The sequence below is a fragment of the Dyadobacter sp. AC419 genome (assembly GCF_979253085.1).
In genome coordinates this window covers 257836-270968 of the sequence record NZ_CEEDCD010000015.1, presented here as the reverse complement: position 1 = coordinate 270968, position 13133 = coordinate 257836, and the positions used below count along the sequence as shown (strand labels likewise).

Here is a 13133-nt window from a genome sequence, read left to right as displayed (position 1 = left end):
CAGAACAAAGCCACAAAAAAAAGCACTTAACAAATAAATGTTAAGTGCTTAATGTGATCCGGATGTGATTCGAATCGCACCGGCGACCTGGACTACTCGTCTCGGACATGACCCACTGCTTAAAAGCGGACGCCGCGCGGCTTAGGCAGCCCCGGCAGTTGCTCCATCCAACTGAGCACAAAAAAAGCACCTAACAAATAAATGTTAAGTGCTTAACGTGATCCGGATGTGATTCGAATCGCACCGGCGACCCGGACATGACCTACTGCTTAGAGAGCAGTTGCTCTATCCAGCTGAGCCACAAAAAAAGCACCTAACAATTAAATGTTAAGTGCTTAACGTGATCCGGATGTGATTCGAACACATGACCTACTGCTTAGAAGGCAGTTGCTCTATCCAGCTGAGCTACCGGACCAAAAACTTAAAACTCACTTTTCAAAGAAAAAGGCAGTAAACAGTATCTGCATACGGCTTACTGCCTTTTATATTTGTCGGGGAGACAGGATTCGAACCTGCGACCCTCTGGTCCCAAACCAGATGCGCTACCGGGCTGCGCCACTCCCCGAGTTATTTTCATTGCTAAGCTGACGATCGATTTCGTCTAATTGTCAGCTTCTCTTTTTACTCTTTTTTAGATCGGTGTAGAGGAAGCGGGATTCGAACCCGCGGTACCCTTGCGAGTACGGCAGTTTAGCAAACTACTGGTTTCAGCCACTCACCCATCCCTCCTTCTTTCCGTTCTGGGTTGCAAATATAGAAGGTTGCCTCTCAGAAAAACAAACATTTCCCTAAAAAAACTTTATCAGAAGCCACAATTGCCTATTTTTGAAAAATTTTAAATTACCCCAAAGCGTTCATTATGAACTGGAATTACCCCTTTGAGACCACTGAATTTTTTTTTATATTTTTTTTTATTTTAATCTACACAGCCTACATAATCCGCACAGTTCGCATTGCCCGACAGCTGCAAACCACCGCAAGAACACTTATCCTCAAACTCTTTTTACGCACCATTTCCTTCTCGCTTTTGATCATTAGTTTGCTCGGCCCGTCGTTCGGCGAGGCTGACCGGCAGATACAATCTAAGGGAAAAGACATTTTTATGATCGTCGATCTTTCCAAGTCGATGGACGCGGCGGATGTGACGCCTTCTCGGCTCGAAAAAGTAAAATTTGAGATGAACCGGTTTGTCCAGAATGAGCGTGCTAACCGGATCGGGATCATTATTTTTTCCAACGAGGCCTTCATACACGTGCCACTTACTTATGATGGCGCTGCGCTGGAGCTTTTTATTCAATCGTTACAAACAGACCTTTTGGGAACAAGCGGAACGGACATCTGCAGCGCCGCGGAACTGGCTTACAGCAAATTAATGACTGCCGCAGACCCGGCAGGGCGCTCCAAAATGATGATCCTTTTCACGGACGGAGAAAATAACACTTCGTGCAGCGGCGCGCTTTACAACAACCTGCGCAGGTTCGGAATCGGCGTTTATACGGTGGGCGTTGGGACGAAAGTCGGGATCAGTATTCAGGATAATGGGAAGCCGCTAATGGATAAAAATGACAAACTGGTGATCAGTAAACTGGATGAAAATTTCCTTAAAAGCATGTCTGCGGCTGCCAGAGGCTTTTATTACGAATTGAACAACACAAAAAACGATATTCCACAACTGATCAACGACGTTAACCAGGCCGAAGGCACATTAGTCGACTCGCGCACGATCACCGTTGTCAGTAACAAATACTACTATTTTCTTGGCGCGGCGCTGATTTTAATCTTGCTGGACGTTTTAATTACCATTGGAACCTTCCGACTGTAAGGATCAATTCTTATTTTTGCGTCTCAATTTGACCGCACATGACCTCGATCGTTCTATATGTTTTGCTGTGGCTTTGGGATAACCGGACTTTCGATTCCATAACCAAAGCAAATGAGCGGAAACTGGGAGCAGAACAGGCATATAACAACAAACAGTTTAAGAAATCTGCCGATCTCTATTATCAGATCACCTACGGATCGCTGTTTTCCGATCCCGCGGCCCGGCTTAACCTGGCGCATTCTTACTATCAGCTGCGCAATTACAAGCTGGCCCTGAAACATTACGAATTACTCAACCGCGTTGATAATCAAACCATTGCATCCATTGCCAACAGCCAGATCGCATTGATAAAAGTCGCGCAGAAAGACACGGCACAAGCTTTGGCAAATTTGAAAACTGCACTTAGACTGGAACCGGGAAATGCACTCGCACGAAGCAATTATATCATTTTGAAAAAGGCTTTTTCCGGTGAAGAAACGCCTTCTGACCTGAGCACAAAGAAGAAAAAGTCGGAGCAGCAGACCACAGATCAGCAAAATCAGCAGGCGCCGCCGGAACCCAAACCGGAAACCCGCGAAGTTGTCCAGGATGAGCAAAAAGAGGAATTACTCAGGAGTTTGCGGGCCATGAATATGTCCGAAGAGCAGGCCCGGGCGATATTGGATGCCATGAAATCTAACGAATCGCAATATATTTACCAGCTCAGAAGGAAGCAATACAAGCAAAAAACAGCAAAACAAGACGAAATAGAGTGGTAATTTTTACTATAAAATGATGAACAGCATTTCAGAAACTAACTTTCAATTTCCTGGCCAGACAGGGTTTTACAAAGGCAAAGTACGCGACGTGTATTCCTTTGAGAAAAAGCTGGTTATGGTTGCCAGCGACCGCATTTCCGCTTTCGATGTCATTCTGCCGCGGGCGATTCCTTACAAAGGCCAGGTTTTGAATCAGATTGCTGCTCATTTTTTGAATGCAACCGCCGGCATCGTGCCCAACTGGCTGGAAGAAGTGCCGGACCCGAATGTGAGCATAGGCTTGAAATGCCAGGCCTATCCGGTTGAAATGGTGGTAAGAGGATATTTGGCCGGACATGCGTGGCGGGAATATTCGCTTGGAAAGCGCTCGGTATGCGGCGTTTCTTTGCCGGATGGCTTGAAAGAAAATGACAAACTCCCCGAGCCGATCATAACGCCTACGACAAAAGCGCACGAAGGGCACGATGAGGATATTTCCCGTGAGGAAATCCTTGCGCAAGGGCTTGTGAGCGAAGATGACTACGAGCATTTGGAAAAATACACGCTCGCTTTGTTTGCCAAAGGAACTGAGATGGCGGCTGACCAAGGGCTTATATTAGTTGATACAAAATATGAATTCGGGCAATTGGATGGCGTCATTTATCTGATAGATGAAATTCACACGCCGGACTCTCTTCGCTATTTTTACGCCGACGTATATGCGGAAAATCAGCGGGCCGGACTTCCCCAAAAACAGCTTAGCAAGGAATTTGTAAGAGAATGGCTCATTCAGAATGGTTTCCAGGGAAAAGAAGGCCAGACTGTGCCGGTTATGGACGATGAACGCATTCAGCTGATTTCCGACCGTTACATTGAGTTATTTGAAAAAGTAACAGGCAATAAATTCCAGAAAAACAATCTGGACGATCCATTGAAAAGAATAGAAAACGCCATTTTGAGAGCGTTGTAATCACATTCTGTTGATATTTTATTAAAAATCTTGTTTGAACAAAACAAAAAATTGAAATGAACTATAAACTGGAAAAGAAAGAGCAATTTGTATATATCGAGCTGGAAGAGCCAGCATTTGCGGGTGAAGTCCCGGCAGCATTCGAAGAAACTGCAAAAGGAATTTTCCGCGAAGGTTATCACAATCTGATCGTGAATATGCAGCCTGTAAAGTCGGTGGATCCGCCTGGGGTCGCGATTTTGAAGAAAATCAACTGGCTTTGCTCTAATGATCTGGGCATGCTGGTGATCGTAACGCGTGACGATGATTTTATGGACTTGCTGGAAGATCTCAAAATCCCGGGCATGGAAGTCTTGCCGTCAAAAGAGGAAGCGATTGACGCCGTTTTTATGCATAGTCTCGAGAATGAATTTGGCGCAGGCGATGATGGTTATGATGATGAAGATTATGACAATGTAACCGAGTCGAAAGAGCCATAACGGCACGTTTTCTAGATAAAATATTGTTAATAATGACGTCTGGCCTTCATAAAGCCAGACGTTTTTTTTGGCCGTTTAAGTAACTTTTATTAATTTAACAAGACGCTATTTGTATTTCGTTAAGATGGTAAAACACGGCATTTTGATTATGAATTTGTTAACTAATCAGGGAAAGCACTGATCGGATTATCAATATTTCTATATTAATTGTGACAAAAAAATCAAAAAGCAATACAGATAGAAAATTTTGCCATTTGAGTATTCGGCCAAATATCTTTTATGGTTATCTTGCGTGGCTTTACCCAATTCATAACGGGATGGCGGTTTCTTAAAAATTTTTAATTGCTTATTTAAACAAATTCTATTTACGAATTTGTCAACTTTAGAATCTTCGATTAATGTCGCAAATGTCTGAACCAATGGTAGAAAATCAGGGACTGTACCGTCCGGAATTTGAGCATGATGCATGTGGTATAGGTTTCCGGGCTAACATTAAGGGCCGCAAGTCACACCAGATCGTGGCTGACGCCATTCACATGCTCGAACGCATGGAGCATAGGGGTGCTACCGGTTTCGATCCGAACACGGGTGATGGCGCAGGCATTTTGATTCAGATTCCACACGAGTTCTTTGTTGAAGAATGTTCAAAATTAGGCTTTCAGTTGCCGCCGGCGGGTGAGTATGGCGTGGGGATGATCTTTTTCCCTGGCAACGAAATCATGCGCGAGGAATGCCGTGACATTCTGAGCCGCAAAGCCAAAAAGCTTGGATTGCATATATTAGGTTACAGAAAAGTGCCAACATTGAACAACACATTGGGCGAAGGTTCATTGTCTGTTGAACCGCATGTTGAGCAATTGTTTATCAAACGTCCGGACGAAGTAACGGACGATCTTGGTTTTGAACGAAAACTTTACATCCTGCGCCAGGTTTCTGCGCGGATTATCAGAGATACTGTTAAGGGCGTGGAAAGAAGCTTTTACTATTCTTCCCTATCCTGCCGCACGATCTCATACAAAGGCCAGCTTACAACTGCCCAGCTTAAATATTACTTCCCGGATCTGGAAAACGAATCGGTGGTTTCGGCCCTTGCGGTTGTTCACTCGCGTTTTTCCACCAACACATTCCCGTCGTGGGAGCTTGCTCAGCCGTTCCGCTACATTGCGCACAATGGTGAGATCAACACGGTAAAAGGAAATGTGAACTGGATCCGTGCCGGGGAAAAATCATTCGCTTCGGAGTTTTTTACAAAAGAAGAGATGGACATGATCGTCCCGATTTGCGACAGAAACCAATCTGACTCTGCGAACCTGGACAATGCCATTGAATTGCTGCACCTTTCTGGCCGTTCATTGCCACATGTGATGATGATGCTGATTCCTGAGGCTTGGGACGGAAATGAGCAGATGGATCCGGAACGTAAAGCATTTTACGAATACAATGCTGCGATGATGGAGCCTTGGGATGGTCCGGCTTCGATCTCGTTCACGGACGGTAAAATGGTAGGCGCAACGCTTGACCGTAATGGTCTTCGTCCTTCGCGTTACTGGGTTTTGGACGATGACACGATCATTATGGCGTCTGAGGCTGGGGTTTTGGATGTGGATCAGTCAAGGGTTGTTACCAAAGGTCGTTTGCAGCCAGGCCGCATGTTCGTCGTGGACATGGAGCAAGGCCGCATTATCCCGGATGAAGAAATTAAAGCAGCAGTTTGCTCCGGTCAGCCTTATCAGAAATGGCTGGATGATAACAAGTTGCACGTGGATCAGCTGGATCACCCGATCCGGACTTACCGCGCTTATGACGACAACGCATTGTTGAAACGTCAGGTTGCATTTGGTTACACTTCGGAAGATTTGCGCATGATTCTGGCTCCTATGGGGCAAACAGGTCAGGAAGCGATTGGTTCGATGGGAACGGATGTGCCTTTGGCGGTGCTTTCGGAGCAGAGCCAGCATTTGTCTAATTATTTCAAACAGCTTTTTGCGCAAGTTACCAACCCACCGATTGACTCGATCCGCGAACGTTCGATCATGTCGCTGATCTCATTTGTGGGCGGAACTGAAAATATATTGACCGAGACGCCGAAACATTGTCGCCAGATCGCGCTGCCGCATCCGATTTTGTCGGTGCAGGAGTTTGACAAGCTGCGTTTTGTAGATAAAGACGGTTTCCAGGCGAAAACAATCAACACCTATTTCCGCGCTGACGAAGGCGGAAAGGCTTTGGAAAGAGCATTAGAGCGCATTTGCCGCTATGCAACGGACGCGATTGATGATGGATTTGAAATCCTGATCCTGTCCGACCGTGCGATTGACTCAGATCATGCGCCAATTCCTTCATTACTAGCCACTGCAACCATTCACCACCATTTGATCCGCGAAGGATTGAGAGGAAAAGTAGGGCTATTGGTTGAAGCCGGGGATGTTTGGGAAACACACCACGTCGCCGCATTGATCGGTTATGGTGCTGCGGGAATCTGCCCTTACATGGCATTCGAAACGCTTTCGTTCATGAACCGTCAGAAGATGGTTGATGGTGAGTTTACCGATGAAAAACTACATTACAACTACATTAAGGCCGTTAATAAGGAGCTTTTGAAGATTTTCTCTAAAATGGGAATTTCGACATTGCAATCGTATCAAGGTGCTCAGATCTTCGAATGCGTTGGTTTGAACAAAGATGTGGTTGACAAATATTTCACAGGGACCATTTCCCGCATCAGCGGAATGGGCATTTCTGAGATTGCGCGTGAAATTTTGGTGCGTCACAAAGTAGCTTACCACGAAACGCCGGACTCGAAACCGAAACTGGAAGTGGGTGGATTTTACCAATGGAAACAACGCGGAGAGGCGCACATCTTCAACCCGGCGTCTGTTCATTTGTTGCAGCAGTCTACCAAGACAAACAGCTACGAAACATTCAAGAAATACTCGAAATTGATTGACGATCAGAGCCATAAGGCGTTAACGCTTCGCGGTTTGCTTCGTTTCAAGAAAGGAACGAGCATTCCAATAGAAGAAGTGGAGCCGGTTGAGAGCATTTTCAAACGCTTTGCCACAGGAGCCATGTCATTTGGTTCTATTTCGTGGGAAGCGCATACCACATTGGCAATTGCCATGAACCGGATCAGTGGAAAATCCAACTCCGGTGAAGGTGGCGAGGACGAATTGCGTTACACGCCGTTGGCAAATGGCGACAGCATGAATTCGCAGATCAAACAGGTTGCTTCGGGACGTTTCGGGGTTACCAGCCATTATCTGAGCAATGCTGGCGAATTACAGATTAAAACAGCGCAAGGCGCAAAACCAGGTGAAGGTGGCCAGCTTCCAGGATTTAAAGTGGATGACTGGATCGGCCGCACGTGTCACTCGACGCCGGGTGTAGGCTTGATCTCTCCCCCGCCCCACCACGATATTTACTCGATTGAGGATTTGGCTCAGTTGATTTTTGACCTTAAAAATGCCAACCGTCAGGCGCGTATCAGTGTGAAACTGGTTTCGGAAGCGGGTGTTGGAACGGTTGCTTCGGGTGTTGCGAAAGCGCATGCGGACCACATTCTTATCTCAGGTTACGATGGCGGAACGGGTGCTTCACCATTGAGTTCGATCCGTCACGCTGGTTTGCCCTGGGAGCTTGGTCTTGCCGAAACGCACCAGACTTTGGTTAAAAACAAATTGCGCGGACGGGTTACCGTTCAGGCTGACGGTCAGCTTCGTACAGGTCGCGACCTTGCGATTGCGGCGATGCTGGGAGCAGAAGAATGGGGCGTGGCGACGGCTGCATTGGTTGCGGCAGGTTGCATTATGATGCGCAAATGCCATTTGAACACTTGCCCTGTTGGCGTGGCAACACAAAATAAAGAGTTACGCGCATTGTTCTCGGGTAAACCTGAGCACGTGGTGAACATGTTCCATTTTATGGCCGAAGAGTTGCGCGAAATTATGGCACAACTTGGTTTCCGGACTGTAAATGAGATGGTTGGCCAGGCTCAATATCTCGAACTGCGTAACGATATCAAACATTGGAAATATAAAAACCTGAATTTCGACGCCATCCTTTATAAAGAAGGCGATCTTTCAGTGGCTCAGTTCAAACAGGAAGAGCAGGATCACGGCATCGACAGCATTATCGACTGGGATCTGATCAAAGCGGCACAGCCTGCGTTGGATAGCCAGGAGGAGATTTATGCAGAGTTTGCATTGAACAACCTGAACCGTTCGGTGGGAACAATGCTTTCGAATGAAATTTCTAAAAAATACGGCGGTGCCGGTCTTGCTAAGGGCAACATTCATTTCAAATTCCGCGGAACGGCCGGACAAAGCTTTGGTGCATTCAACACAGCCGGACTTCGTCTAGAACTGGAAGGTGATGCCAATGACTATTTTGGAAAAGGACTTTGCGGCGCTGAGCTGATCGTTTACCCAGACCGCGACTCGAAATTCAAACCGGAAGAGAACATTATCATCGGTAACGTTGCTTTCTACGGCGCAACTTCGGGCGACGCTTATATCAGAGGAACAGCCGGAGAGCGTTTCTGCGTGCGTAACTCGGGAGCGAAAGTGGTTGTGGAAGGCGTAGGTGACCACGGTTTGGAATACATGACGGGCGGTTTGGCTGTGATTCTTGGTGAAACAGGAAGAAACTTTGCAGCCGGGATGTCGGGCGGTGTTGCTTATGTTTTGGATAAAAACGGCACATTCAAAGAGAAAGTGAACATGGAAATGGTTTCACTCGATCCGCTTAATGAAGAAGATCAGGGTATTTTGCGCGAATATCTGGACAAACATTTCCAGTACACAACCAGCAACATTGCATTCCAGCTGATCCAAAACTGGGAACAATCTGTGAAGCAGTTTGTGAAAGTGTTACCTGCCGATTTCAAGAAAGCTTTGGAAGGACGCAACATTACATTGGCGCAGCAGATTGCCGATAAGAATGTGGTTTACAAAGACATCGTTGTGGATGTAGTTCATCAATAAGCGGTTACCACGTTTTGTTGAAGTTGTTTTAATTAGAATAACGTTTTAATAAGAAATATAAGAATGGGAAAACCAACCGGATTTTTAGAGTTTGAAAGGGAGTTGCCAAAGAAAAGAAGTGTTGACGAACGTCTTTCGGATTACCGCGAGATTGAAACTGCCCCAACTGACTCTCATTCCAAACAGCAGGCAGCCCGTTGCATGGACTGCGGAATCCCTTTTTGCCACAATGGCTGCCCGCTAGGCAACATTATCCCCGAGTTCAACGACGCGGTGTATGATGAAAACTGGGCGCTGGCTTACGAAATTTTATCTTCGACCAATAATTTCCCTGAGTTTACGGGAAGGATTTGCCCTGCCCCATGCGAATCATCTTGCGTGCTCGGCATTAATAAGCCACCTGTGGCGATTGAATACATTGAAAAAGCGATCATCGAGAAAGCATTTGAACTGGGGCTGGTAAAACCTAGAATCCCGAAATTCCGCACGGGCAGAAAAGTCGCTGTTATCGGTTCAGGACCTGCGGGAATGGCTGCCGCTTACCAGCTTAACCAAGCTGGACATTCGGTGGTTTTGATGGAACGCGCTGATAAAATCGGCGGATTGGTTCGTTACGGAATTCCTGATTTCAAGCTGGATAAAAGCGTTATTGACCGTCGTTTGGCGGTTATGGAAGCCGAAGGCGTTGAATTCCGCACCAATGTAAATGTGGGTGTGACTGTGAAAGCAAACGAACTCCTTGACGAGTTCGATGCAGTTTTATTGACAATGGGATCAACCGTTCCAAGAGATGTGAAAATCGAAGGACGTCATTTGAAAGGCGTTCACTTTGCGATGGAATTCCTGAGCCAGCAAAACAAGCGCGTGGCGGGCATTAACCCGGAAGTGGATCACCGCGGAGCGCCTTATACAAACGGACAGATCATTGCCAAAGACAAACACGTTGTTGTAATCGGTGGCGGTGACACGGGTTCTGACTGTGTGGGAACATCCGGCCGTCATGGTGCAGCTTCCGTTACGCAAATTGAATTAATGCCGATTCCTCCAAAAGATCGCGATGCGAGCACGCCTTGGCCAAACTGGCCGATGATGTTGCGGACTTCAACTTCGCACGAGGAAGGCTGCGACAGACATTGGTCTATCAATACAAAAGAATTTGTTGGTGACGAAAACGGCAATTTGAAAGAGTTGAAAATCGTTGACCTCGATTGGCAAAAAGATCCTGAAACGGGCCGTATGCAAATGAAAGAAGTCGCAGGAAGCGAAAGAAACATTCCTTGCGACCTTGCATTTTTAGCAGCCGGATTCTTGCATCCACAACAAGAAGGCCTTTTGAACGACCTGGAAGTGGAATTTGACGAGCGTGGCAACATTAAAACAAACGGTTATCAATCAACTTCGAACGAAAAAGTGTTTGCAGCCGGCGACTGTCGCCGCGGCCAATCTTTGGTTGTGTGGGCGATCAGCGAAGGACGCGAAGCTGCGAGATCAGTGGACGAATATTTGATGGGACAGTCGTTTTTGGAAGCAAAAGCAGTTTCCATGTTCAACCCTGCGTTTGCGCACGCATGATAAGCAAAGATTTATAAAGCAAACCGTCAATGTTATTGGTAAGAAAGCTGCTCTAAATGGGCAGCTTCTTATTTTTTAACCCTCTATATTTGACAAACATTCGCATCCGACAATATATAATAATGTTCCTGCATCACTCTCCTTTTTGGCTGAAAGCATTTTTCCCGGGATTTATCTGGCGAATGCCCACACGCGAAAAGAAAATTTATCTCACTTTTGATGACGGTCCAATTCCAGACATTACCGAGTTTGTCATCGATACATTGAACCAATTTAAGGCTAAGGCAACCTTCTTTTGCATTGGAAACAATGTGGAGAAACACCCTGATATTTTCAAACAATTGATTGATAACCAACACTCTATTGGTAATCACACATTCAATCACATGAATGGCTGGAAAACTGAGGATGCGGTGTATCTGGAAAATATCAAACAGTGTGAAACACAATTGAATGTCCAGACAGACCTTTTCCGACCGCCATATGGACGGATCAAAAAAAGTCAGTCGCGTGTTGTCAAAAAGGAACGGGAAATTATTATGTGGGACGTTTTGAGCGGGGATTTTTCGAAGGAAATTACGCAAGAAAGTTGCCTGAAAAAGTCGATACAATATGCCCGGCCTGGCTCAATTGTTTTATTCCACGACAGCGTCAAAGCCGCGCCTAATATGCAATACGCGCTTCCGAGGTTTTTAGCGCATTTTAGTAATGAAGGATACACATTCGAAGCAATGGCGATGAAGTGAGGCGAGACATTATCGACAATATATGATAGCAAAATTCACACCCTTACATGCTTCCAACAGGCAATCGCATTAAAGTAAGCGTGCTCGTCGCGGCACGTAACGAAGAGAACAATATTGAAAGATGTCTGAAATCGCTCAATGAACTCAACTTCCCGAAAGAAAACATTGAAATAATCATCGGGGACGACGATTCCGATGACCTGACAGAAGAGCTTATTGCGAGATTTATTTGGGACAAACCTCAATTTAAATGCATTAAGATCACCAGACAAGTGGCTGGGTTAAAGGGAAAAGCGAATGTACTCGCCCAATTGGCGCATGAAGCAAAGGGTGATTATTTTCTCTACTGCGATGCCGATATTGCCGTTATGCCCACATGGATCACTGGAATGCTACGTCATTTTAAGAAAAAAACCGGCGTGGTTGTTGGGGTTACCCGCATGAAAAAAAGCCATTTGCGTGCGGATCTTTTATCCACAGAATGGCTCTTCGCGCTCAGCGTTGCCCGTTTTTTCTCTTTGTTCAATATCCCGATGACCGGCATGGGCAACAACATGGCTGTGACCAGGGAAGCTTATTTTGCCGTTGGCGGATATGAAAAACTTGGCTTTTCCATTGTTGAGGATTACACCTTATTTATGGGCATCGTAAAGGGCGGTTATGATTTCAAAATGGCTTATCACGCAGATATTTTAAACATTTCCGAACCTGTTAGCAGCTTTTCTGAGTTGTTAAAACAGCGACGGAGATGGATGCAAGGCGTCATGCAGTCGTTTTGGGTTACTAAATGGAGCCTGATCCTGTCATCTCTGATTGTTCCAGTGCTTCTGTTTATCTCGATCTGGTTCCCGATTGAACCATTGGTTGGAATCGGGCGGTATTATGTGCTGATCACTCTTATATCGCTGTTTTCCATCATTTTGTTAAAACAATTTGACCTTTGGAAAGCCGCACTGCTATTTTGGTTTCACATGACGCTCATTGGATGGATCATGTTGGCCAATTATCTTTTACCTGGAAAAACCGTCTGGAAGGGACGTGAATATTAGAACAAATGATTGAAACTCACGCCCATATATATAGTGACGATTACGCGGAAGACCGCATTGCTATGCTCGACCGCGCCTGGAATGCAGGCATAGAGCAAATCTGGATGCCAAATTGCGACCATGCTACGATCCCCGGCATGATGGAACTAGCTGAAAAATATCCGGACAAATGTCTGCCCATGATCGGCCTGCATCCGACTTATGTAAAGGAGGATTTTGAAAAAGAGCTGAGCATTATGGAAGATTGGCTCAGCAAATATCCGTTTATCGCAGTCGGTGAAATTGGAATGGATCTTTTTTGGGATAAAACATTTCAGGAGCAGCAGGAAAAGGCATTTTTGTATCAATGTAAACTCGCACGAAAGCACGATTTGTGGATCGACATTCACAGCAGAAATGCGTTTTGGGAAACTGTAAAATTGATTGAAGAATTTGGCGATTCGCAACTGAAAGGCATTTTCCACTGCTTCACCGGAACATTGGAAGAAGCCAATAAGGCCATTGAACTCGGTTTCAAACTCGGAATCGGCGGTGTGGCGACATTCAAAAATGGCGGGTTGGACCAGGTCATTCCTTATGTCGACATGGCACATTTGGTTTTGGAAACAGACGCTCCGTATCTTGCGCCCGTCCCTTATCGTGGCAAGAGAAACGAGGTTGCTTACATTGATCTCGTTGCCCAGCGTGTAGCCGATTTAAAGCAAATCACCAAGCAGGAAGTCATTTCTGCAACAACCGAAAATGCCAGAAGTATGCTCGTAAAAGCATCCTAGCAT

At 45.9% G+C, this 13133-nt stretch carries 9 protein-coding genes and 3 tRNA genes; 9 read left to right on the top strand and 3 right to left on the bottom strand.

What is annotated here, in order from left to right:
• Positions 1 to 341: 341 nt before the first annotated feature.
• From AC0IYG_RS08660 to AC0IYG_RS08650, 3 genes are all read right to left on the bottom strand, one after another.
• Positions 342 to 415 (bottom strand) — tRNA-Arg (locus tag AC0IYG_RS08660).
• 76 nt (positions 416 to 491) lie between these two features.
• A tRNA-Pro gene (locus AC0IYG_RS08655) sits at positions 492 to 565 on the bottom strand.
• A 77-nt stretch (positions 566 to 642) separates the two neighbouring features.
• Positions 643 to 729, bottom strand: a tRNA-Ser gene (locus tag AC0IYG_RS08650).
• A 298-nt stretch (positions 730 to 1027) separates the two neighbouring features.
• Here AC0IYG_RS08650 and AC0IYG_RS08645 point away from each other — a divergent pair.
• From AC0IYG_RS08645 to AC0IYG_RS08605, 9 genes are all read left to right on the top strand, one after another.
• Positions 1028 to 1822: a vWA domain-containing protein gene (locus tag AC0IYG_RS08645; RefSeq protein WP_471710695.1), complete on the top strand. Its 795-nt coding sequence runs from the start codon at positions 1028 to 1030 to the stop codon at positions 1820 to 1822.
• Positions 1823 to 1860: 38 nt separating this feature from the next.
• The gene (locus AC0IYG_RS08640) at positions 1861 to 2580 is read left to right on the top strand and encodes a hypothetical protein (protein ID WP_471710694.1); all 720 of its coding nucleotides are present in this window, start codon (positions 1861 to 1863) and stop codon (positions 2578 to 2580) included.
• Between the two features lie 16 nt (positions 2581 to 2596).
• Complete coding sequence (locus AC0IYG_RS08635) at positions 2597 to 3529, top strand: phosphoribosylaminoimidazolesuccinocarboxamide synthase (protein WP_471710885.1); 933 nt, start codon at positions 2597 to 2599, stop codon at positions 3527 to 3529.
• Positions 3530 to 3585: 56 nt separating this feature from the next.
• Positions 3586 to 4008 carry an STAS domain-containing protein gene (locus AC0IYG_RS08630; protein WP_471710693.1) on the top strand — a complete coding sequence of 141 codons (423 nt, stop codon included), beginning with the start codon at positions 3586 to 3588 and terminating at the stop codon, positions 4006 to 4008.
• Positions 4009 to 4406: 398 nt separating this feature from the next.
• Positions 4407 to 8990 carry a glutamate synthase large subunit gene (gene gltB / locus AC0IYG_RS08625; protein WP_471710692.1) on the top strand — a complete coding sequence of 1528 codons (4584 nt, stop codon included), beginning with the start codon at positions 4407 to 4409 and terminating at the stop codon, positions 8988 to 8990.
• 63 nt (positions 8991 to 9053) lie between these two features.
• The gene (locus AC0IYG_RS08620) at positions 9054 to 10562 is read left to right on the top strand and encodes a glutamate synthase subunit beta (RefSeq protein ID WP_471710691.1); all 1509 of its coding nucleotides are present in this window, start codon (positions 9054 to 9056) and stop codon (positions 10560 to 10562) included.
• Between the two features lie 122 nt (positions 10563 to 10684).
• Positions 10685 to 11308 (top strand): polysaccharide deacetylase family protein, encoded by a 624-nt coding sequence (locus AC0IYG_RS08615; RefSeq protein ID WP_471710690.1) that lies wholly within the window; start codon positions 10685 to 10687, stop codon positions 11306 to 11308.
• Between the two features lie 47 nt (positions 11309 to 11355).
• Positions 11356 to 12357, top strand: a complete 1002-nt coding sequence (locus AC0IYG_RS08610; RefSeq protein ID WP_471710689.1) for a glycosyltransferase — start codon at positions 11356 to 11358, stop codon at positions 12355 to 12357.
• A 5-nt stretch (positions 12358 to 12362) separates the two neighbouring features.
• Positions 12363 to 13130, top strand: coding sequence for a TatD family hydrolase (locus AC0IYG_RS08605; RefSeq protein WP_471710688.1), 768 nt, complete (start codon positions 12363 to 12365; stop codon positions 13128 to 13130).
• Positions 13131 to 13133: the final 3 nt, after the last annotated feature.

What these genes read in the sequence shown, in the direction of transcription:
- AC0IYG_RS08640 (WP_471710694.1), top strand. Translation starts at nt 1,861, where the DNA reads ATGACCTCGATCGTTCTATATGTTTTGCTGTGGCTTTGGGATAACCGG.
- AC0IYG_RS08635 (WP_471710885.1), top strand. Translation starts at nt 2,597, where the DNA reads ATGAACAGCATTTCAGAAACTAACTTTCAATTTCCTGGCCAGACAGGG.
- AC0IYG_RS08630 (WP_471710693.1), top strand. Translation starts at nt 3,586, where the DNA reads ATGAACTATAAACTGGAAAAGAAAGAGCAATTTGTATATATCGAGCTG.
- gltB (WP_471710692.1), top strand. Translation starts at nt 4,407, where the DNA reads ATGTCGCAAATGTCTGAACCAATGGTAGAAAATCAGGGACTGTACCGT.
- AC0IYG_RS08620 (WP_471710691.1), top strand. Translation starts at nt 9,054, where the DNA reads ATGGGAAAACCAACCGGATTTTTAGAGTTTGAAAGGGAGTTGCCAAAG.
- AC0IYG_RS08615 (WP_471710690.1), top strand. Translation starts at nt 10,685, where the DNA reads ATGTTCCTGCATCACTCTCCTTTTTGGCTGAAAGCATTTTTCCCGGGA.
- AC0IYG_RS08610 (WP_471710689.1), top strand. Translation starts at nt 11,356, where the DNA reads ATGCTTCCAACAGGCAATCGCATTAAAGTAAGCGTGCTCGTCGCGGCA.
- AC0IYG_RS08605 (WP_471710688.1), top strand. Translation starts at nt 12,363, where the DNA reads ATGATTGAAACTCACGCCCATATATATAGTGACGATTACGCGGAAGAC.